Origin of the sequence: Synechococcus sp. A15-28 (genome assembly GCF_014280175.1) — a bacterium.
In the GTDB taxonomy this organism is placed as follows: Bacteria; Cyanobacteriota; Cyanobacteriia; order PCC-6307; family Cyanobiaceae; genus Parasynechococcus.
The window spans coordinates 1,765,001-1,783,788 of sequence record NZ_CP047931.1 but is presented as its reverse complement, the minus strand read 5'-3'; the positions used below and the strand labels follow the sequence as shown (position 1 = coordinate 1,783,788).

The window sequence follows — 18,788 nt, the reverse complement described above, 5'->3', positions numbered from 1 at the left end:
GTTCAAGGAGAGCTATGGATCCTACAGATCGATGGGGCCTTATCCCACGGCCGCCAGATGCCCTGGCCCTGGTTTTTGGTTCATGGTTTCAAGGGTTGAGACAAAGTCGTCAATCCCCCGGAACTGGCGATAAACGGAAGCGAAGCGGATGTAAGCCACTTCACTCATCTGTTTGAGTTCCACCAGCACCAGCTCGCCGATTTCGGCGCTGCTCACTTCGCGACCGCTGCGCTGTTGAAGCTTGAGTTCGAGCTCTTCCACAAGAGTTTCAAGCCGTGAGGCATCCAAGCCCGTTTTCTCGCACGCTCGGTTGAGGCCGTGAAGAAGCTTGCTGCGGCTGAAAATCTCCCGGTTGCCGTTGCGCTTGATCACTGTGATGGGAACGGTTTCCACTCTCTCGTAGGTGGTGAACCGAAACTCACAGTTCAAGCATTCACGTCGCCGACGCACACTTCTTCCGCCATCAGCTGCCCGCGATTCGAGCACACGGCTATCCGTGTTTTGGCAAGAAGGGCACTGCAAGCCGGAAACAGTTGGTAGACACTGTCAACTTTAATCATTGAATTGACCCTTGAAAAGGGTGGTGATGCCTGGTCTTTCGCGCCTCCGTGAATGACTTCTTTGAATGCCGGTGGTGAATTGAAAGGGCAAGGATGAACGATCACAAAAAAACCCCGCCATGGCGGGGTTTTTTGGGAATGGATCACTTACCGATTTTCGGGGGATCGCGGAACGCAATTGCGAAAAACAAGGTGGCAATCGCAAGGGTGAGGATGAGGACGTAAGCGAAGCTTTCCATCGAGGGTCTCCTGAGGGGCGATCAGTTGAGGGGTGTTCCAGCAGGAGGAACGTAACCCTCGGGCAAACGGCGGGTCGTTTTGTCGCCGAGTTTGGCGAACAGTCCGAACTCCACCTGGTCGCCGAGATCGGGGTCGATACCGGCGAACACGTCGCGGTACAAGGTGCGAGCACCGTGCCAGATGTGGCCGAAGAAGAACAGCAGCGCGAAGGTGGCGTGGCCGAAGGTGAACCAACCACGGGGTGAGCTGCGGAAGACGCCGTCAGAGCCGTAGGTCTCGCGATCGAAGTCGAAACCTTCACCCAGCTGAGCCTTACGCGCCAGACGCTTCACGTCCGCAGGGTCAGTGAAGGACTGGCCGTCCAGAGCACCACCGAACACCTGAGCCGTGACGCCCTGTTGCTCGAAGGAATATTTGGCTTCAGCCCGGCGGTAGGGAATGTCGGCACGAACAACACCTTGTTCGTCCTGGAGGACGACGGGGAAGTTCTCGAAGAAGTTGGGCAGGCGGCGAACTTCCAGTTCACGCCCTTCCTTGTCGGTGAAGACGATATGGCCCACCCAGGAGGTGGCGAGTCCATCGCCATTCACCATAGGGCCGACACGGAACAGACCACCTTTGGCAGGGCTGTTGCCGACGTAGTCATAGAAGGCCAGCTTTTCAGGAATGGACTCATAGGCCTCCTGTCGGGTCGCACCGTCATCCATCGCGGTCTGGACACGACGGTTGATTTCAGTCTTGAAGTAGCTCTGATCCCACTGATATCGGGTGGGACCGAACAACTCAACGGGCGTTGCAGCGGCGCCGTACCACATGGTTCCAGCGACGATGAACGCCGCGAAGAACACTGCTGCGATGGCACTGGCCAGCACGGTTTCGATGTTGCCCATCCGCAGTGCTTTGTAAAGGCGCTCGGGAGGACGTGTGGTGATGTGGAAAATGCCGGCAATGATTCCGACGATTCCAGCGGCGATGTGGTGGGCAACGATGCCACCGGGATTGAACGGGTTGAAGCCTTCAGGACCCCAAGACGGTTGAACAGCCTCAAGGTGACCCGTTATTCCGTAGGGGTCTGAGACCCACATGCCCGGTCCGAAGACACCGGTGAGATGGAAAGCGCCGAATCCGAAGCAGCCCAGTCCCGCGAGGAGGAGGTGGATGCCGAAGATCTTGGGGAGGTCAAGGGCTGGTTCCCCGGTCCGGGGGTCCTGCCAGATTTCCAGGTCCCAGTAAGTCCAGTGCCAGATGGCGGCCAGCATGAGCAGGCCGGAAAACACGATGTGAGCTGCAGCGACACCCTCGAAGCTCCAGAAGCCGGGATCAACGCCGGTTTCACCGGTAATGCTCCAACCGCCCCAGCTGCCGGTCACGCCAAGACGTGACATGAACGGCATCACGAACATGCCCTGACGCCACATGGGGTTCAGGACGGGATCGGACGGGTCAAAAATCGCAAGTTCGTACAGAGCCATGGAGCCGGCCCAGCCGGCAACAAGGGCTGTATGCATGAGGTGCACGGCCAGAAGGCGGCCCGGGTCGTTGATGACGACGGTGTGCACCCGATACCAGGGCAATCCCATGGGTCAGGTTCGGGGGACAAGACCGCGTAGGGACGCAGTCAGACGTTGCGATCGTAAGGGGTTCGTCCCTGTCAACGGCTGGAGGCCGAATGAGCTGAAACGTGCGGTGACATGAATGGAGCCGATCACCTGTTCACAAAACGCAACTCTTGGTCGCATAGTGGGCACACCTTTGGCGACATCTCCCCTCCAATGCCGGTGATCCGTTTTGTCCGAGAAGGTCGCGATGTCGAGTGTTATCCCGGCGAAAACCTGAGGGAAGTGGCCCTACGCGAGGGAATTGAGCTCTACGGACTCAAGGGGCAGTTGGGAAATTGTGGCGGCTGTGGTCAGTGCATCACCTGTTTCGTCTCCGTCATGGACGAAGCAGGGCAAGAGGCTCTGACAGCTCGCACCCCCGTTGAGGACAGCAAGCTGCGTCGGCGTCCTGAGGATTGGCGCCTTGCCTGTCAGGCCCTGGTGGAGACGTCGGTCATGGTGCTGACCCGCCCTCAGGTGCGTCTGCCCGATGCCGACAACCGCTTGAAGGCAGCGCGTCAGGCACCGCTTCCAACGGGACCCGTCGCCTGGCCGGCTCCCCCGGAAGCTGAAGAACTAACTGAAGAGGACAAAGAGGCTGCAACTACCGATGACGAGGGCTGAGGTGTCTCGGTCGTTGGCCTTGGGCCGGTGATACCTTCGCCAGGACACCTTCAGCGGCCATGGAAACCAACGATCTCGGATTCGTCGCCAGCCTCCTGTTCATCCTGGTTCCGGCAATTTTCCTGATCGTCCTCTATATCGGCACCAATAACAGCGAGAGTTGACCTCAGTTGGCTTCCGGTTCACGGACCAGCAACACAGGTGCTGGGGCGTGAACGCGGATGTAATCGCTGACGGATCCCCCCAGAAGTTTGTCGAGATCGACAAGACCCCGAGCCACCAAGGGGCGTCTGTCCTGTGAGGCAACGACCAACAGGTCGGCATTGGTTTGTTCCGCGGCCTGGCAGACCGCCCGGCCGATGTCTTTGCCTTGAACGGTGAGGCCTTTGAGGTCCACCCCGAAGCCACGGGCCCGTTGTGCCGCAGCGTTGAGAAGTTCGTCGGCTTTGCTGAGGCCGCCCCGGCTTGGAGCGGTCTCCTGGGAGACGACGTGAACACCGGTGAGGGTGCCACCGGGAATCTGTTTGACGAGTTGGCAGGCGTTGCGCAGGGCGTCGTCGCCCACGCCGGTGCCATCGATGGTCACCATCACACGGTTGACGTGGCGAACGTACAGGTCGTCGCGCACCAGCAGCATCGGGCGGGTGGAGAGCTGAAAGACGTATTGACTGGCACTGTTGGCCAGGATCGACTGGAGGCGTCCCAGCCCCCGTGAGCCCATCACGATCAGGTCGCAGTTCTGCTCCTCGGCAACGTTCAGCACGGTCTGCTTCGTATCCCCTTCTCTCACCAGCGAGGTCACGCGACTGCGCTCCAGTCCCATCCGGTTGATCGCGCTGTCCAGCAGCTCTTCCGCGTCGATGCGGTGGCCATCGGCCCCGGCTTTGCTCTGTTCGGGGATCACATGCAGCAGAGTCACGGCGGCGCTCTGCATCGACGGGATGTCCTGCAGCATCCGGATCATCTCCTCCACGTGTCCTTTGCCGGAATCGGCGATCAGGAGTTTGTTGAACACGGCGTTGCGGCAACCTCGTCAAAAGCCTATGGGCAGGATTCCGCGTGAACGACAAGCTGACGAACAGCGTTACGCCCCAGCCCTGGAGGCTTTTGAAACGGGTGTTGCCGCAGCACACGGACCACGCCGGGGTGATGTGGCACGGGGCCTACGTGGCCTGGCTGGAGGAGGCCAGGGTTGAAGCGTTGGCGGCTGCTGGCCTGAGTTATTCAGCGATGGCGGACATGGGCTTGGAAATGCCCGTCGTGGCCATGACCCTCGAGTACCGCCGGTCCATCCGCCATGGCGATCAGATTGTGCTGGACAGTTGCTGCGGGTCTCAATCAGGGGCGCGCTGGCCCTGGACAAGTCGTTTTCTGCTTGACGGTCGGGTGATGGCTGAAGCCCGCGTCGAACTGGTGATCCTGGGCGAAGGGCGACTGCTTCGCCGGCCTCCGGAAGCCATACGGCCTGCCCTCGCTGCCCTGCAGAAGGGGCCCATACAGCCTTAAGCTAGTACATCTGTACTGATTCGTGCATGCGCGGATGGTGGTGGGCCTGGAGTGGTTGTCCGGGTATCGGTTCATCGCGGATGGCGGCGCTCCAGGACGCTGCTGTGGAGCACGGCGTGGGGCTCGACGACTGCTGGACATGGTCCCGGGAGCGCCTTGCTCTGGTGCTGTCCTGGCCTGACTCCCTCCTCGACAAAGTCGAGCGTTATCGGCAGCAGCAGGGCGCGAGCCCCCAGCTCAAGATCCCGAACCATGTTCTGACCCCCCTGGATCAGGACTGGCCATGCGGCTTGAACCGGCTTGATCGGCCTCCGCTGGTGCTCCATCAACAGGGGCGAGCCGATGTGCTCGCTTGTCTTGGTCAGAACCGTGCTGTGGCTGTGGTCGGAACCCGTGCCGCCTCAGATCATGGTCTTCGCATGGCGGAACATCTGGGCACGGTTCTGGCTGGAGCCGGCTGGCCCGTGGTCAGTGGGCTGGCGGAGGGGATTGATGCGGCCGCCCACCGTGGTTGCCTCGCCGCTGGTGGCGTCCTTGTTGCTGTGCTGGGCACACCGCTGGATCGTGTGTATCCGCGGCATCACCACGCGCTGCAGGAGGAGGTCGCTCAAAAGGGTTTGTTGTTGAGCGAACGCAGGCCGGGTGAGTCCGTTCAGCCAGGTCACTTCGCCGCCAGGAACCGTCTGTTGGTGAGTCTTTCCTGCGCTCTGGTGGTGGTGGAGTGTCCCGATCGCAGCGGGGCGTTGATCTCAGCGCGTCTCGCTGCAGAGCAACAGTGTCCTGTCTGGGTCGTCCCTGGGGATGCGGGGCGTTGGTCCAGCCGCGGCAGCAACAGGCTTCTGCAGAACGCGGCTGCCCCCTTGCTCTCACCGCAAGAGCTGGTGGAGCACCTCGGCCCAGGCCCCTGCCATCAGGTCAATGACACGGCTCCCGCCTTGGTGAAGGCTCTGGGAGCGGGGGCCTCCATCGAGCAGCTTGAACAGACCCTCCAGCTGCCGGCCGGTCGCCTGGCCAGCGAACTGCTCGACCTTGAACTGGCTGGGCAGGTGGTGTGTGAGTCTGGATTTCTCTGGAAGCCCTGTCGGCCGTGACCACCGCCCAGCTGCTGGAGGGTGCTTCGCTGCTCAATTGGCGTCGTCTGCAGCTCAAGCGAGGAGGTCGTCGGGTTGATTTCGACTGGCTTCTGGACCTCGCCGGTGGCCTGTCCTGGTCGTCTCTCCAGCGCCTACTGGTGGAGCCGCAGCAGATGGTGCAGCTCAAGGTTGCGCTACAGGAACTCGAGCAGATCTGGGGACTGCACCTCGACCAGGCCATACCTCTGCAGCATCTTGTGGGTCGCTGTCCCTGGCGCGATGTTGAACTCGCGGTGTCGGCCGCAGCCCTGATTCCACGCCAGGAAACGGAAGTGCTGGTGGACCTTGCGTTGAAGGCGGTCGCCGGGATGTCCGTTGGACGTTGGGCGGATCTGGGGACAGGCTCCGGAGCCATTGCCGTTGCCCTGAGTCGGGCGATGCCCTCGACCCCAGGACATGCCGTGGATCTCAGCGCCGATGCCCTGGCCTTAGCCAGGACCAATCTTGAGGCTTTGGCTCCCAAGGGAAGGTGGCATCTGCATCAGGGCCGTTGGTGGGACCCATTGGAGCCGTGGTGGGGACGCCTTGATCTTGTGGTGTGCAACCCCCCGTACATCCCTTCGGAGTTGATCCACAACCTCGATTCCGTGGTCCGTGACCATGAACCCCATCTGGCCTTAGCCGGCGGAATCGACGGTCTGCATGCGATCCGCGAGGTTGTGGCCGGAGCTTGTCGTGCATTGGCCCCAGCAGGGTGGATCCTGATTGAGCATCACCATGATCAGAGTGATTCGGTGCTCGAACTGTTGAAGGAGGCCGGGTTGACCTCGATCCGTGCAGCCCAAGATCTGGAGGGCATCAAGCGCTTCGCCATGGCCTGCCGGTCGCGTTCCCATCCGTCATGACCAGCCATGCAGCCAGGGTGCTGAGCTCTGAACAGCTGGCAAGCCACCTCCTTGCAGGGGGCGCTGCGGTGATTCCCACCGACACCGTGCCGGGACTGGCCATCGCTCCGAAGCATGCCGATGCCATCTGGCGACTGAAGCGCAGGCCTGCCGATAAACCCCTGATCCTGATGGGGGCTTCCGTCGAGGTGTTGCTGCACCATGTCCAGCCGGCGTGCCGCGACGATGCTCGCCGGCTGGCTGAGCAGCATTGGCCTGGAGCGCTGACGCTGGTGCTTCCTGCCCATGGGGATGTCTTGGAAGCGCTGAACCCAGGTGGGACCAGTCTTGGGCTCCGTATTCCCAACTGTGATCAGAGCCGTGAGCTGCTGCAACGCACCGGTCCCCTGGCCACCAGCAGTGCAAATCCTTCCGGCGATCCTGCGGCCATGACACCGGAGCAGGCTGCGCTCTATTTCCCTGATCTCCCCCAGCTGGGACCGCAACCCTGGTCCCCTCCTTCGGGACAGGCCAGCACGGTGTTCAGTTGGTCGGCCTCAGGACGTTGGAATGTGGTGCGCCGAGGTGCTGTGATGCCTGAGGGGATTGCCGAAGGCGGATGACCACGCTGATTGGGAGCATCCTGCTGCTGATGGGTTTGATCCATTGGTTGCTGAAACCTCTGGAAGCTGTTCTGACAGCAGTCCTCAGCCTCGGATGGCTGGGCTGGATCGTCCTGCCATCAGTGCTTTGGCTTGTGTCTGGCCGCCAGGGGGAGACTCCTGGGGCTTGAACACTCGGAAGCCGGCTAACGGATTTGAACCGATGACCTTCGCTTTACAAAAGCGCTGCTCTACCGCTGAGCTAAGCCGGCGATGAGGGCATCGTAAGCATCCGCAGCGCCAGTTCCAGCCGGTTGACACAACCGGTTTTGGCCAGGGCCCGGCTGATGTGGCATTCCACCGTGCGGTGGCTGATCACCAGTCGCTCTGCGATGGCGCGATTGCTGAGGCCTTGCAGAAGCAGGGCGCTCACCCGCTGTTCAGCAGGGGTGAGGGGAATGTCGGAGAGCATGCATCATCGTCGATTGACAGAAGCATTCCCCGGGCCGGGCCGAAACGGATCAGAGGGTGCGGCGAATGGGCAGATTGGCCACCAGGGCGGTGACACGATCCTCGGTTTCAAGACTGACATCGCCTTCGGAAAGGTCGATCTCCACATAGCGGGACACCACCTCCAGAATCTCGCGCCTCATTTGATCCAACAATTCCGGGTTGAGATCACTGCGGTCATGGGCCAGCACAAGCTGCAGGCGCTGACGGGCTGTGTCGGCACTCGCAGGCTGACGCCCCAGCAGTTTGTCGATCAGATCTTGCAGGGTCATCGGTTCAGAAGATCTTGGTTTGCATCAGCCTGCGCATCTTGGCGCGCAGTCCCTGACGGGCCTTGGAAGGATCCATCAGAGGAATGTCCTCACCCTGAAGGCGTCCGGCGATGTTGATGTAGGCCTGGGCCGCAGGGGAACTGGCAGAGCCAAGGGTGAGGGGTTCGCCGCGGTTGGTGCTCACAATCACCTGCTCGTCTTCAAACACCAGACCGAGCAGTGGCAGCGCCAGGATGTCCGTGACATCGTCCACCGACAGCATCTCCTGGGTGGTCATCATCTTTGGCCTGACTCTGTTCAAGACCAGCTGCACCGGAGAAACCCCCTGGGTGTTCAGCAGTCCGATGACGCGGTCGGCATCACGGACGGCAGCCACCTCCGGTGTCGTCACCACCACGGCCTCCCTGGCCGCAGCGGCTGCATTCTTGAAGCCATCTTCGATCCCTGCTGGGCAGTCGATCAGCACGTAATCAAAGCGCTCCTCCAGAAGCGCCACGATCGCCTGCATGTCCTTGGGAGTCAGCCACTCGAGCATGCGTGGGTTGCCGGCTGGGAGCAACGCCAGATTCGGCTCCTGTTTGTGTTTCACCAGGGCCTGCTCCAGCCTGCAGGTCTCCGCCAAGACCTCCTGGGCGGTGTAGACGATGCGGTTCTCCAGTCCAAGAAGAAGGTCAAGGTTGCGCAGACCGAAATCCGCATCCAGCACGACGGTGCTGGCCCCTCGGCGGGCCAGGGCGATGCCGAGGTTGGCTGTTGTTGTGGTCTTGCCGACGCCGCCCTTGCCCGAGCAGATCAGGATTGTTCGCGTCGTCGACACGAGGTCATCACAAAGGTCTGATTACGATAGGCAGCGTGTTGCAGGTGACAACCGATCAGGCCATGGCAGGCGCCTGGGTCTGGGCCGGCTCAATCACGATCTCGCCATCCACCAGACGCGCCTGCTCCGCCATGCCGGTCACCGGTTGATCCTCCGGACCGCGCGCCACCACATAAGCGATTCGCAGTTGCAGCGGCCTCAGATGCATCGACACAATTCGCGCTGCGGTTGCACCGTCCCTGCCCGCATGGGCGACCCCCCGCAAACGGCCCCAAACCATCACATCTCCGGCTGCACTGATCCGCGCTCCAGGGTTGACGTCGCCAACCACCAGCAGACTTCCATCACTCTGGAGGTGATCCCCGGAGCGGAGGGTTCCCTGATGAACCGTCAGGCTCCCTGGAGGCGGGGATTGCTTTGTCTCTTCAGGGGAAAGATGTTCACAAAGCTGACCATCCAGTCCGATCGCCGTCGCACTCACCACGGTTTCCGTGTTCATCGCGTGCAACCGGCGGATCTGACGACCGGAGTCCTCCAGCATCCGTTGCAGATCTCTGAGGTCACTGCAGGTCAGCGACCAGTCTCCGCAGTGAAGATCGAGCTGCCCCAAGGGGCACGCGGTCAGCAGGGCTGGCAGCGCATCCCGCCAGTGCTGAAGATGGCGATCCGGGAGGTGAAGCGTCATCACCGGGCGGACGTCAAGGTTGAGCCCCATTCAACGTCCATCGCTGACTTCAGCTCCTTCTGGATCTCCCGGGGATGAATCAGCCATGAGGTGGCAGCAGGGGTGGCAAGGCTGGCCACCAGGGGGGACGCCTCCTCCAGGGCTTGCATCCGCTGCCCATCCCAGAGCCTGAGTCCCCCGCGATAGGGGTGATAGCCCCTCAGTTCCTGATGACGCAGTCCACAGCTGAGGGAGGCATCGATACCCCGTTGTTCGGCCAGCCGCCCGGCGACCGCCAGGGCCTGCAGCTGCTCCTCGCGGGTGAGCTGTGTCACGGCCGTGGCCTTGAGCAGATCCCGTTCCCGGAAGCGGCGGCAGAGGCTGGCCAGCGCTGGAGGACCCTCCTCCTGCCATCGCTGCAGGTGATACCCGGTGCGGACGTCGTCGTTGGCCAGAAAACTGTCCAGGTCGAGTTCTTCGCTGTTCCAAAGCCAGCGCTGCATCACGCCATCAGCCCAGACGAGGTCGGGTCCGAGCTGGCGGGCCAGGCGCACCAACCGCTCCAGCAACCAGTTGCACACCACGTTCAGGCGATGGTTGTAGACGCTGCGGTACATCAGGTTGCGCACCACCAGGTAATGCTCAACGGCCATCAGTCCCTTGGGATGGATGGCCAGATCCCCGTCGGGGGACAAGGTGAGGCCCGCCATGATTCGCTCCAGATCCAGTTGGCCGTAGCGGGTTCCGGTGCTGTAGCTGTCTCTGAGAAGGTAATCCAGCCGGTCACAGTCCAACTGGCTGCTGACCAGCCGTTTCACCACGGGATGGGGTGCCTGGTGGTGTTCGAGGAGGGTCGCGACTGCGTTTGCCGTGCCTGGTTGCTCCTGCTCCAGGCAGGTCTGAATCTGGGGATGGTTCTGAATGATTCGAGCCGACCAGCTTTCGTGATGGAGGCCGAACATTTCCTCACCGGTGTGGCTAAGGGGGCCATGGCCGATGTCATGCAGGAGGGCAGCTGCATACAGCAGAGGCCGATGGGGCTCGAGAGCCGGGTCCAGTTTCAACAGGCGCTCAAAGGCCTGCCTGGCCAGGTGGAAGACCCCGAGCGAATGGGTGAATCGGCTCGATTCCGCTCCATGAAAGGTCAGGAACGCTGGTCCCAGTTGTCGGACCCTGCGCAGACGTTGAAAGGGGGCTGTCTCCACCAGGGCCATCACCATGGCTTCGCCGGGCCGTTGGTGGTCCAGCTGGATGCCGCGATGGAGTGGGTCGTGATACGTGCGTTGACTCATTCGGCGGTGACGTCCGGCGATTGCTCCAGCAGCGCTTCCATCCACTGCTCGGCTTCGCTGATCCAACGGTCTCCTTCAGCACCGGGTGCCAGGGGTTCTGGATCGGAGAGCTGTCGGTCCGGCGCAATCCCCTCGCCCTGGATGTCATGTCCGCTGGGGGTGACATAGCCGGCCACCGTCACCGCCAGGCCACTTCCATCACTCAGGTTGGTCAGGGTCTGGATCAGACCTTTGCCGAAGGTTTGATGGCCAAGCAGTGTGGAGCGTCCGTTGTCCTGCAGGGCCCCCGCCAGAATTTCACTGGCGCTGGCTGTGCCTCCGTTCACCAGCGTCAGCATTGGACCGTCGTAAAGGGTGAAGGGGTTGGCGCCGATGGCGTCATCAATCCCATCCCGGTTACGGGTTTCCACGATGGTGCCGCCGGCGAGGAAGTCGTCTGCAACAGCCAGACCGGAACTCACCAGACCTCCCGAGTTGTTGCGCAGGTCCAGCAGCAAACCTTCGATGTTTTTGTCCTGAAGTTCCTCCAGCGCCTGCTGAACCTGTTCAGGAACGCCATCGGTGAATTGGGTGATACGCAGATAGCCGAAGGTGTGGTCATCGCTGCGCAGTCGCCGCGTCCGAACCGGGCGCAGGTCCACGCTGCGTCGCTCCAGGGTGACCTCGTCGGTGGAACCATCGGCCGCTTCGATGCTCAGAACCACCTGGGTTCCCACGTCACCTCGAAGAGCTGCCGCTGTGCCCTCGAGCCCCAGCTCCGTCACCGGTGTGCCGTCCACAGCAACGATGGGGGTGCCGGTCATGAGCTCGGCATCCGAGGCGGGAGATCCATCGAGGGCAGAGATCACCACAACCCGATCGGACTGGTCGGACGGCCCAAGCTGCAGGCCGACGCCGCTGAGGTTGCCGCTGGTGCTGTCCTTCAGTGCGGCGTAATCGTCCGGGCGCAGCAGACGGGTGTAGGGGTCATCCAGGGCTGAGAGCATTCCTTCGATGGCGCCGTAGGCGTCTTCGCTGCTGACGATGCTTTTCTCCAGCGCCTTCTGGCGTTGACGTCGCCAGCGCACGGCATCGAGGTGGTCGGGATCCAGATAGCCCTGATTGACCAGCCGCCAGCTATCCACCACCAACTGCTGGGTATCGCTCAGCGCCGTGGCGGAATGGGGGCTACCAAGGGTCAAAAACAGTCCGAGGATCAGGACAAAGAGGGCCTTGACCCAGTGAGAACGCTTCTCCCGCAGGCCTTCTGAGGGATCGTTAACAGTTGGATACATCACGGTCGTGTCGGCTCCTGGGCAGAAGCGAGCTGCGTAGACTTTCGCAACCCGAGCCCGCTTGTGCATGGCGAACTCATCCCCTGTTTACGACTGGTTCCAGGAACGTCTGGAGATCCAGGACATTGCTGATGACATCAGCACCAAATACGTGCCGCCCCACGTCAACATTTTCTATTGCCTGGGCGGCATCACCCTGGTCTGCTTCCTGATTCAGTTCGCGACTGGGTTCGCGATGACCTTCTATTACAAGCCAACGGTTGCCGAGGCTTATTCCTCTGTTCAGTACCTGATGACGGATGTCAGCTTCGGCTGGCTGATTCGTTCGGTTCATCGCTGGAGCGCCTCGATGATGGTGCTCATGCTGATCCTCCATGTGTTCCGTGTGTATCTCACCGGTGGTTTCAAGCGCCCCCGTGAGCTCACCTGGGTCACCGGCGTGACCATGGCTGTGATCACGGTTTCCTTCGGTGTCACCGGCTACTCCCTTCCCTGGGATCAGGTCGGTTACTGGGCCGTCAAGATTGTTTCTGGTGTTCCGGCTGCCATCCCCGTTGTGGGCGACTTCATGGTTGAGCTTCTCCGAGGTGGCGAGAGCGTCGGACAGTCAACCCTCACACGCTTCTACAGCCTGCACACCTTCGTGATGCCCTGGCTCCTCGCGGTGTTCATGCTTATGCACTTCCTGATGATTCGGAAGCAGGGCATTTCTGGTCCCTTGTGATCTTCGTTCCTACTGTTAACCCAACACCTGGACTTATCGATGCACATCCTCAAGAAGCCTGATCTCTCCGACCCCAAAATGCGCGCCAAGCTCGCCAAGGGCATGGGCCACAACTACTACGGAGAGCCTGCCTGGCCGAACGACCTGCTCTACATCTTCCCGGTCGTCATCCTCGGAACCATCTCCTGCATTGTGGGTCTTGCCGTGCTCGATCCAGCGATGCTGGCCGACAAGGCTGATCCCTTCGCTACACCACTGGAGATTCTCCCCGAGTGGTACCTCTACCCCGTCTTCCAGATTCTTCGCGTCGTTCCGAACAAACTCCTCGGAATCGCTCTGCAGACTCTGATTCCACTGGGTTTGATGCTCGTTCCTTTCATCGAGAGCTTCAATAAGTTCCAGAACCCATTCCGTCGCCCCGTGGCCATGACGGTCTTCCTGTTCGGTACTGCCACCACCATTTACCTCGGCATCGGTGCTGCGCTCCCCATCGACAAGTCGCTGACTCTCGGCCTCTTCTGAGCTGAGATCTGTTTGGACCGCAAGACCCCAACTCCCCTGGAGTTGGGGTCTTTTGATTGGTTAGTTCAATCCGGCGTCCAGATTGAGCATCAGAACGTCGTTGGGCTCAACCCTGAGAAAATGATGCTGCAGGAGGAAACCGACGATGGTCCAGGTTTGGTAAGTGCGTGATTGCTGCCCAACCCAGGTTCCTGTGGGTCCATCGAAGTACTCAGCCCACTGCTGGCGGGGAAGCTGGTTGAGCTGACTCCAGTAGCACTCCTCCACCAACGTTTTCATCTGCGTCATCAGCAGCATGTCCGCATGGGGGTGGATCCGCTCGTGCAAAAGAATCGATCCCCCGAAGTACCAGAGCAAGCTTGGCCAGTGCCCACCGTTGTGATAGCTCCCGGGCCAGTTCTTGGGATCTGATCCGGTCTTGTTCTCCCACTCCACGCCTTCCATGGGGGGGTGACAGATGCGCATCGGCATCTGTGCCATCAAATGCTGGCGGTTGTGTTGCACAAGGCGGAAGAGGGCGCGTTGCTGCGGTGCCGTCAGCAGACCGAACAGACACGCCAGTGAATTGCCAAGGCTGTAGAAGCGAAAGTCCGGTCGACCGGTGCGCATGTTGCCGATCAGATAGCCACCCCTGTTGTCCAGCCAGTCCTGAAGCCAGTCAGGGATCACCTGGGGTTGAACGTTGAATTCGTTTTGGTACTGGTTGTCGCCGTACTGCTCGGTGGGTCGCCGCCTGAGCACCTGCATGGTTTTGCTGGTGACCCAGTAATGCTTCAGCAGGTACTGACGCAGATCATGCATCCAGCGTCGGCTGAGGAGGAGTCGTTCCTCAAGCAGCACGCTGTTCTCGTGGTGTTGGCAGAGCTCCATCAGCTCGATGCAGCTGCGAAGCGCTGCAAACAGCAACACTTCCACCTCGAGTGGTGCCCCCCACACGTCCATGGGGCGGTCAATCATGAAGGCACAGTCGGGGACGAACAGCACGGGAGTGCCCTCAAAGCTGGGATGGAGCACTAGGTCCAGAAGCAGTTGCAGACCCCGTTGCACCTCTGGACTGCGACCGAATTCCTTGTCCCCGCTGTGTTTGACATAAATCCAGCAGAGAATCGGCCACCAGAGACTGGCGTCCACGGACGTGATTCGTCCGATGGAACGCTGTCCGTAGTCGGCCACCAGCTCCCCGTTCTCTTCCACGAAGCTCGTGGGGAAGACACCGCGGGTCTGCACGCTGGTGCTCTGTAGATCCAGGCACACCTTCAGGAACTGTCGGACGACCGAGAACCTGCGCTTCACCAGCAGGTAGATCATCACAGGGACGTTGTCCCTGAGAAAGATCTCGCCGTAGTTCAGGGCTTCGTCATCGCTGGGGTGCTCGAGGGCCGCCACGCTGCCGGCAAGCTCCCCACGAATGGTGATCAGGGTGCGTTCGAAGTGCTCTTCAGCCTTCTGCACCACATGCTCTTCTTTGGAACTGGGGCGAAACCGCTGACTCTGTTCCGTAAAACCCCCTGCCATTCCACATGCTGTCTTCTGTTCAGAAGCTAGGTATGGCAATGGATTTCGCCAGTGGAAGCAACTCTGCAGATGCCCTCGCTTGCGTGTGCTTGCGAGCCGAGTGGGTTTGGTGTTATGGTTTTGTCTTGCGCAGGAGCCGAGAGGTGAGGGCGCAAGATCTGAGCCTGAGGGGCGAGAGCCTTGAAGTGTCTTGGGTCACTTACAGGACCAAGAGGGAGCGATCCCACGGTGTTGTAGGTTCTTCAAGCGGTCGCGAGAGGCCGCGTTGATCGGTTACCACTCTTCTGAAAGGAAGGGGCTAGGGAACAGGTCGCACCTGGACAATTTAAAAGTTTAGGAACTGACGCTTTCATCGCGTTTGGTTCTGAGCCGAGCTGAGAAGTGAGGCGAGGAACTGAATGAAGAAGCGATGAAGGTGTGAGGTCCCGTCAAAAATTTTCGTTGCGTCGAAGCATTGTGCTTGTAACGGGAAGATTTTCACGAGTCTTTCTGTTGCCGGTGTGCGCAATGTGGAGCAACAACCGGATCTGAGATCCTGGAAAGTCATTATAGAGAAATCTAGAAATGCACTCTTAAGAACCCTTTCTGTGTCAGCGGGAAGGAGGCCTCAACTGTTGCCAGTTAATAATGCTGAGTAATGGGTGACGCAAATCAAGTTGAGATGATGAGAATTGTCGAGAGGACTTGATCTACAACGGAGAGTTTGATCCTGGCTCAGGATGAACGCTGGCGGCGTGCTTAACACATGCAAGTCGAACGAACCTTCGGGTTAGTGGCGGACGGGTGAGTAACGCGTGAGAATCTGCCCTCAGGAGGGGGATAACGGTTGGAAACGACCGCTAATACCCCATATGCCGCGAGGTGAAATGAATTTCGCCTGAGGATGAGCTCGCGTCTGATTAGCTAGTTGGTGGGGTAAAGGCCTACCAAGGCATCGATCAGTAGCTGGTCTGAGAGGATGATCAGCCACACTGGGACTGAGACACGGCCCAGACTCCTACGGGAGGCAGCAGTGGGGAATTTTCCGCAATGGGCGAAAGCCTGACGGAGCAACGCCGCGTGAGGGATGAAGGCCTCTGGGCTGTAAACCTCTTTTATCAAGGAAGAAGATCTGACGGTACTTGATGAATAAGCCACGGCTAATTCCGTGCCAGCAGCCGCGGTAATACGGGAGTGGCAAGCGTTATCCGGAATTATTGGGCGTAAAGCGTCCGCAGGCGGCCCTTCAAGTCTGCTGTTAAAAAGTGGAGCTTAACTCCATCATGGCAGTGGAAACTGTTGGGCTTGAGTGTGGTAGGGGCAGAGGGAATTCCCGGTGTAGCGGTGAAATGCGTAGATATCGGGAAGAACACCAGTGGCGAAGGCGCTCTGCTGGGCCATCACTGACGCTCATGGACGAAAGCCAGGGGAGCGAAAGGGATTAGATACCCCTGTAGTCCTGGCCGTAAACGATGAACACTAGGTGTCGGGGGAATCGACCCCCTCGGTGTCGTAGCCAACGCGTTAAGTGTTCCGCCTGGGGAGTACGCACGCAAGTGTGAAACTCAAAGGAATTGACGGGGGCCCGCACAAGCGGTGGAGTATGTGGTTTAATTCGATGCAACGCGAAGAACCTTACCAGGGTTTGACATCCTGCGAATCTCTTGGAAACGAGAGAGTGCCTTCGGGAACGCAGTGACAGGTGGTGCATGGCTGTCGTCAGCTCGTGTCGTGAGATGTTGGGTTAAGTCCCGCAACGAGCGCAACCCACGTCTTTAGTTGCCAGCATTTAGTTGGGCACTCTAGAGAGACCGCCGGTGATAAACCGGAGGAAGGTGTGGATGACGTCAAGTCATCATGCCCCTTACATCCTGGGCTACACACGTACTACAATGCTACGGACAAAGGGCAGCAAGTTCGCGAGGACAAGCAAATCCCATAAACCGTGGCTCAGTTCAGATCGTAGGCTGCAACTCGCCTACGTGAAGTAGGAATCGCTAGTAATCGCAGGTCAGCATACTGCGGTGAATACGTTCCCGGGCCTTGTACACACCGCCCGTCACACCATGGAAGTTGGCCACGCCCGAAGCCGTTACTCCAACCCTCGGGAGGAGGATGTCGAAGGTGGGGCTGATGACTGGGGTGAAGTCGTAACAAGGTATCCGTACCGGAAGGTGCGGATGGATCACCTCCTAACAGGGAGACAAACAACGATTTTGATGCCTGAGTAGTTTTATTCTTAGGCTGAAATCCTGTCACCTTAGGTCGATCGGTACCTCAGCGTTGAAGCAACAGAGTCAACAGAGATGTTGATGCGTGTTGTGGAGATGATCAGTTCCTAAACTTTGTCTAGGTCACACCCCACAAGGGTTGAGTTTTCCTGGGCCATTAGCTCAGGTGGTTAGAGCGCACCCCTGATAAGGGTGAGGTCCCTGGTTCAAGTCCAGGATGGCCCATTCGGTGTTGGGGGTTTAGCTCAGTTGGTAGAGCGCCTGCTTTGCAAGCAGGATGTCAGGAGTTCGAGTCTCCTAACCTCCACTGACCGAACTCAATCTCCGGTTTTGCATTGAAAGATGGAGAGCCACTCGATTGTGATGTGTGATTTAGATGTGTCCGCTGGATGACCCCAGCTTCCTGTCATTCCAAATCAGGGTAAAGGTTTTTACTCGAATAAATTTGGTTGATAAGATGCTGGGCTCGAATTCAAATGATCAAGCAATTGGTCGTTTGGGTTTGAAGTCTGGCAGAACCTTGACAACTGCATAGGTGAGTCTGGAAAAAACAAAGCATCTTACAGATGCATTGTTTTGAATCTGATCTTCCGAAAGGGAGATTGGATCTAGAACAATGAAAATTCTTTTGAGCAAGAGCCGAGACTCTTGAACGTTCTTTGATTCGTGTCGAGCGAATCAGAGTTTGATCTTGTTTTAGGAATCAGCGAAAGTTGATGATTAAACCTTGAGAATCTGCTTTCAACGGCGGTAAGCGTTCAGGAGATTAATTGGTCAAGCTACAAAGGGCTCACGGTGGATACCTTGGCACACAGAGGCGATGAAGGACGTGGTTACCTGCGATAAGTCTCGGGGAGCTGGAAGCACGCTTTGATCCGGGAATTTCCGAATGGGGCAACCCTTAATACGGCCAGCTGAATCCATAGGCTGGCACGAGCCAACCCAGCGAACTGAAACATCTTAGTAGCTGGAGGAAAGGAAAGTAAAAACGACTCCCTGAGTAGCGGCGAGCGAACGGGGAAGAGCCTAAACCGATACTTCCGAGTATCGGGGTTGTGGGACAGCAACGTGTATCAGGAATGTTAGGAGAAGTGTTTGAATGACACGCCACAGAGGGTGAAAGCCCCGTAACCGAAAACTGAACTGAGCTAGCTGTATCCCGAGTAGCACGGAGCACGTGAAATTCCGTGTGAATCCGCGAGGACCACCTCGTAAGGCTAAGTACTACTGTGTGACCGATAGCGAAACAGTACCGCGAGGGAAAGGTGAAAAGAACCCCGGGAGGGGAGTGAAATAGAACATGAAACCGTGAGCCTACAAGCAATGGGAGCCCTACTCATAGGGTGACCGTGTGCCTGTTGAAGAATGAGCCGGCGACTTATAGGCACTGGCGGGTTAAACCGGAAATGGTGGAGCCATAGCGAAAGCGAGTCTGAATAGGGCGCTTGTCAGTGTTTATAGACCCGAACCCGGGTGATCTAACCATGGCCAGGATGAAGCTTGGGTGATACCAAGTGGAGGTCCGAACCGACTGACGTTGAAAAGTCAGCGGATGAGCTGTGGTTAGGGGTGAAATGCCAATCGAACCCGGAGCTAGCTGGTTCTCCCCGAAATACGTTGAGGCGTAGCGTCTCGTGCTCCAGCAGGGGGGTAAAGCCACCATTTCGGTGCGGGCTGCGAGAGCGGTACCAAATCGAGATGAACTCTGAATACCCTGTGTGTAGCGAGGCAGTCAGACTGTGGGGGATAAGCTCCATGGTCAAGAGGGAAACAGCCCAGACCGCCAGCTAAGGTCCCCAAATCAACACTAAGTGATAAAGGAGGTGGGATTGCATAGACAACCAGGAGGTTTGCCTAGAAGCAGCCATCCTCAAAGGAGTGCGTAATAGCTCACTGGTCGA

20 protein-coding genes, 3 tRNA genes and 2 rRNA genes (1 of these 25 cut by a window edge) are annotated in these 18,788 nt (G+C 59.0%); 13 read left to right on the top strand and 12 right to left on the bottom strand.

Features of this window, described 5'->3' with window-relative positions:
• Window positions 1–39 precede the first annotated feature (39 nt).
• The 3 genes from nrdR to psbB form a co-directional block, all read right to left on the bottom strand.
• Window positions 40–522, bottom strand: a complete 483-nt coding sequence (gene nrdR, locus SynA1528_RS10230; RefSeq protein WP_186586660.1) for a transcriptional regulator NrdR — start codon at window positions 520–522, stop codon at window positions 40–42.
• A 181-nt stretch (window positions 523–703) separates the two neighbouring features.
• Entirely contained in the window at window positions 704–799 is a 96-nt protein-coding gene (locus SynA1528_RS10225; protein WP_011128841.1) for a photosystem II reaction center protein T, read from the bottom strand.
• 21 nt (window positions 800–820) lie between these two features.
• Entirely contained in the window at window positions 821–2,380 is a 1,560-nt protein-coding gene (psbB, locus tag SynA1528_RS10220; RefSeq protein WP_186586659.1) for a photosystem II chlorophyll-binding protein CP47, read from the bottom strand.
• 192 nt (window positions 2,381–2,572) lie between these two features.
• On the opposite strand from psbB, the gene SynA1528_RS10215 reads away from it, so the two are divergent.
• Entirely contained in the window at window positions 2,573–3,022 is a 450-nt protein-coding gene (locus SynA1528_RS10215) for a 2Fe-2S iron-sulfur cluster-binding protein (protein WP_186588399.1), read from the top strand.
• 59 nt (window positions 3,023–3,081) lie between these two features.
• Window positions 3,082–3,186, top strand: a complete 105-nt coding sequence (gene psbM, locus SynA1528_RS10210) for a photosystem II reaction center protein PsbM (protein ID WP_186586658.1) — start codon at window positions 3,082–3,084, stop codon at window positions 3,184–3,186.
• A 2-nt stretch (window positions 3,187–3,188) separates the two neighbouring features.
• On the opposite strand, the gene SynA1528_RS10205 is transcribed toward psbM, so the two are convergent.
• The gene (locus SynA1528_RS10205) at window positions 3,189–4,037 is read right to left on the bottom strand and encodes a universal stress protein (RefSeq protein ID WP_186586657.1); all 849 of its coding nucleotides are present in this window, start codon (window positions 4,035–4,037) and stop codon (window positions 3,189–3,191) included.
• A 44-nt stretch (window positions 4,038–4,081) separates the two neighbouring features.
• On the opposite strand from SynA1528_RS10205, the gene SynA1528_RS10200 reads away from it, so the two are divergent.
• The 5 genes from SynA1528_RS10200 to SynA1528_RS10180 are packed head-to-tail and all read left to right on the top strand — an operon-like array spanning window position 4,082 to window position 7,278.
• On the top strand, window positions 4,082–4,528 hold the full coding sequence (locus tag SynA1528_RS10200) for an acyl-CoA thioesterase (protein WP_186586656.1): 447 nt from the start codon (window positions 4,082–4,084) through the stop codon (window positions 4,526–4,528).
• A 26-nt stretch (window positions 4,529–4,554) separates the two neighbouring features.
• Window positions 4,555–5,619, top strand: coding sequence for a DNA-processing protein DprA (dprA, locus tag SynA1528_RS10195; RefSeq protein ID WP_186586655.1), 1,065 nt, complete (start codon window positions 4,555–4,557; stop codon window positions 5,617–5,619).
• The gene (gene prmC, locus SynA1528_RS10190; RefSeq protein ID WP_186586654.1) at window positions 5,616–6,506 is read left to right on the top strand and encodes a peptide chain release factor N(5)-glutamine methyltransferase; all 891 of its coding nucleotides are present in this window, start codon (window positions 5,616–5,618) and stop codon (window positions 6,504–6,506) included. Before dprA ends, prmC begins: the two co-directional genes overlap by 4 nt.
• A complete protein-coding gene (locus SynA1528_RS10185) occupies window positions 6,503–7,108 on the top strand; it encodes an L-threonylcarbamoyladenylate synthase (protein ID WP_186586653.1) in 606 nt (201 codons plus the stop codon). The genes prmC and SynA1528_RS10185 overlap by 4 nt, the downstream gene beginning before the upstream one ends.
• Window positions 7,105–7,278 (top strand): hypothetical protein, encoded by a 174-nt coding sequence (locus SynA1528_RS10180; protein WP_186586652.1) that lies wholly within the window; start codon window positions 7,105–7,107, stop codon window positions 7,276–7,278. The genes SynA1528_RS10185 and SynA1528_RS10180 overlap by 4 nt, the downstream gene beginning before the upstream one ends.
• Before the next feature lie 9 nt (window positions 7,279–7,287).
• On the opposite strand, the gene SynA1528_RS10175 is transcribed toward SynA1528_RS10180, so the two are convergent.
• From SynA1528_RS10175 to ctpZ, 7 genes are all read right to left on the bottom strand, one after another.
• Window positions 7,288–7,359: transfer RNA gene (locus SynA1528_RS10175), tRNA-Thr, on the bottom strand.
• A complete protein-coding gene (locus SynA1528_RS10170) occupies window positions 7,350–7,559 on the bottom strand; it encodes a helix-turn-helix domain-containing protein (RefSeq protein ID WP_186586651.1) in 210 nt (69 codons plus the stop codon). Before SynA1528_RS10170 ends, SynA1528_RS10175 begins: the two co-directional genes overlap by 10 nt.
• Window positions 7,560–7,608: 49 nt before the next feature.
• The gene (gene minE, locus SynA1528_RS10165; RefSeq protein ID WP_011128830.1) at window positions 7,609–7,869 is read right to left on the bottom strand and encodes a cell division topological specificity factor MinE; all 261 of its coding nucleotides are present in this window, start codon (window positions 7,867–7,869) and stop codon (window positions 7,609–7,611) included.
• A gap of 4 nt (window positions 7,870–7,873) precedes the next feature.
• Complete coding sequence (minD, locus tag SynA1528_RS10160) at window positions 7,874–8,686, bottom strand: septum site-determining protein MinD (RefSeq protein WP_186586650.1); 813 nt, start codon at window positions 8,684–8,686, stop codon at window positions 7,874–7,876.
• Window positions 8,687–8,741: 55 nt separating this feature from the next.
• Window positions 8,742–9,371: a septum site-determining protein MinC gene (locus SynA1528_RS10155; RefSeq protein WP_286187812.1), complete on the bottom strand. Its 630-nt coding sequence runs from the start codon at window positions 9,369–9,371 to the stop codon at window positions 8,742–8,744.
• Window positions 9,371–10,642: an HD domain-containing protein gene (locus SynA1528_RS10150; protein ID WP_186588398.1), complete on the bottom strand. Its 1,272-nt coding sequence runs from the start codon at window positions 10,640–10,642 to the stop codon at window positions 9,371–9,373. Before SynA1528_RS10150 ends, SynA1528_RS10155 begins: the two co-directional genes overlap by 1 nt.
• A complete protein-coding gene (gene ctpZ / locus SynA1528_RS10145; RefSeq protein ID WP_186586648.1) occupies window positions 10,639–11,916 on the bottom strand; it encodes a carboxyl-terminal processing protease CtpZ in 1,278 nt (425 codons plus the stop codon). The genes SynA1528_RS10150 and ctpZ overlap by 4 nt, the downstream gene beginning before the upstream one ends.
• Before the next feature lie 67 nt (window positions 11,917–11,983).
• Between ctpZ and petB the strand changes: the two genes are divergently transcribed.
• A complete protein-coding gene (petB, locus tag SynA1528_RS10140; RefSeq protein WP_011128825.1) occupies window positions 11,984–12,640 on the top strand; it encodes a cytochrome b6 in 657 nt (218 codons plus the stop codon).
• A gap of 39 nt (window positions 12,641–12,679) precedes the next feature.
• Window positions 12,680–13,162, top strand: coding sequence for a cytochrome b6-f complex subunit IV (gene petD, locus SynA1528_RS10135; RefSeq protein WP_186586647.1), 483 nt, complete (start codon window positions 12,680–12,682; stop codon window positions 13,160–13,162).
• 60 nt (window positions 13,163–13,222) lie between these two features.
• On the opposite strand, the gene SynA1528_RS10130 is transcribed toward petD, so the two are convergent.
• The gene (locus SynA1528_RS10130) at window positions 13,223–14,677 is read right to left on the bottom strand and encodes a glycoside hydrolase 100 family protein (protein ID WP_186586646.1); all 1,455 of its coding nucleotides are present in this window, start codon (window positions 14,675–14,677) and stop codon (window positions 13,223–13,225) included.
• Window positions 14,678–15,368: 691 nt separating this feature from the next.
• On the opposite strand from SynA1528_RS10130, the gene SynA1528_RS10125 reads away from it, so the two are divergent.
• From SynA1528_RS10125 to SynA1528_RS10110, 4 genes are all read left to right on the top strand, one after another.
• Window positions 15,369–16,852 (top strand): 16S ribosomal RNA (locus SynA1528_RS10125).
• 186 nt (window positions 16,853–17,038) lie between these two features.
• Window positions 17,039–17,112 (top strand) — tRNA-Ile (locus SynA1528_RS10120).
• Window positions 17,113–17,121: 9 nt separating this feature from the next.
• Window positions 17,122–17,194: transfer RNA gene (locus tag SynA1528_RS10115), tRNA-Ala, on the top strand.
• A 465-nt stretch (window positions 17,195–17,659) separates the two neighbouring features.
• Window positions 17,660–18,788: ribosomal RNA gene (locus tag SynA1528_RS10110) — 23S ribosomal RNA — on the top strand (it continues 1,737 nt past the right edge of the window).
• Together the 16S and 23S rRNA genes with 2 tRNA genes alongside form the textbook arrangement of a ribosomal RNA operon.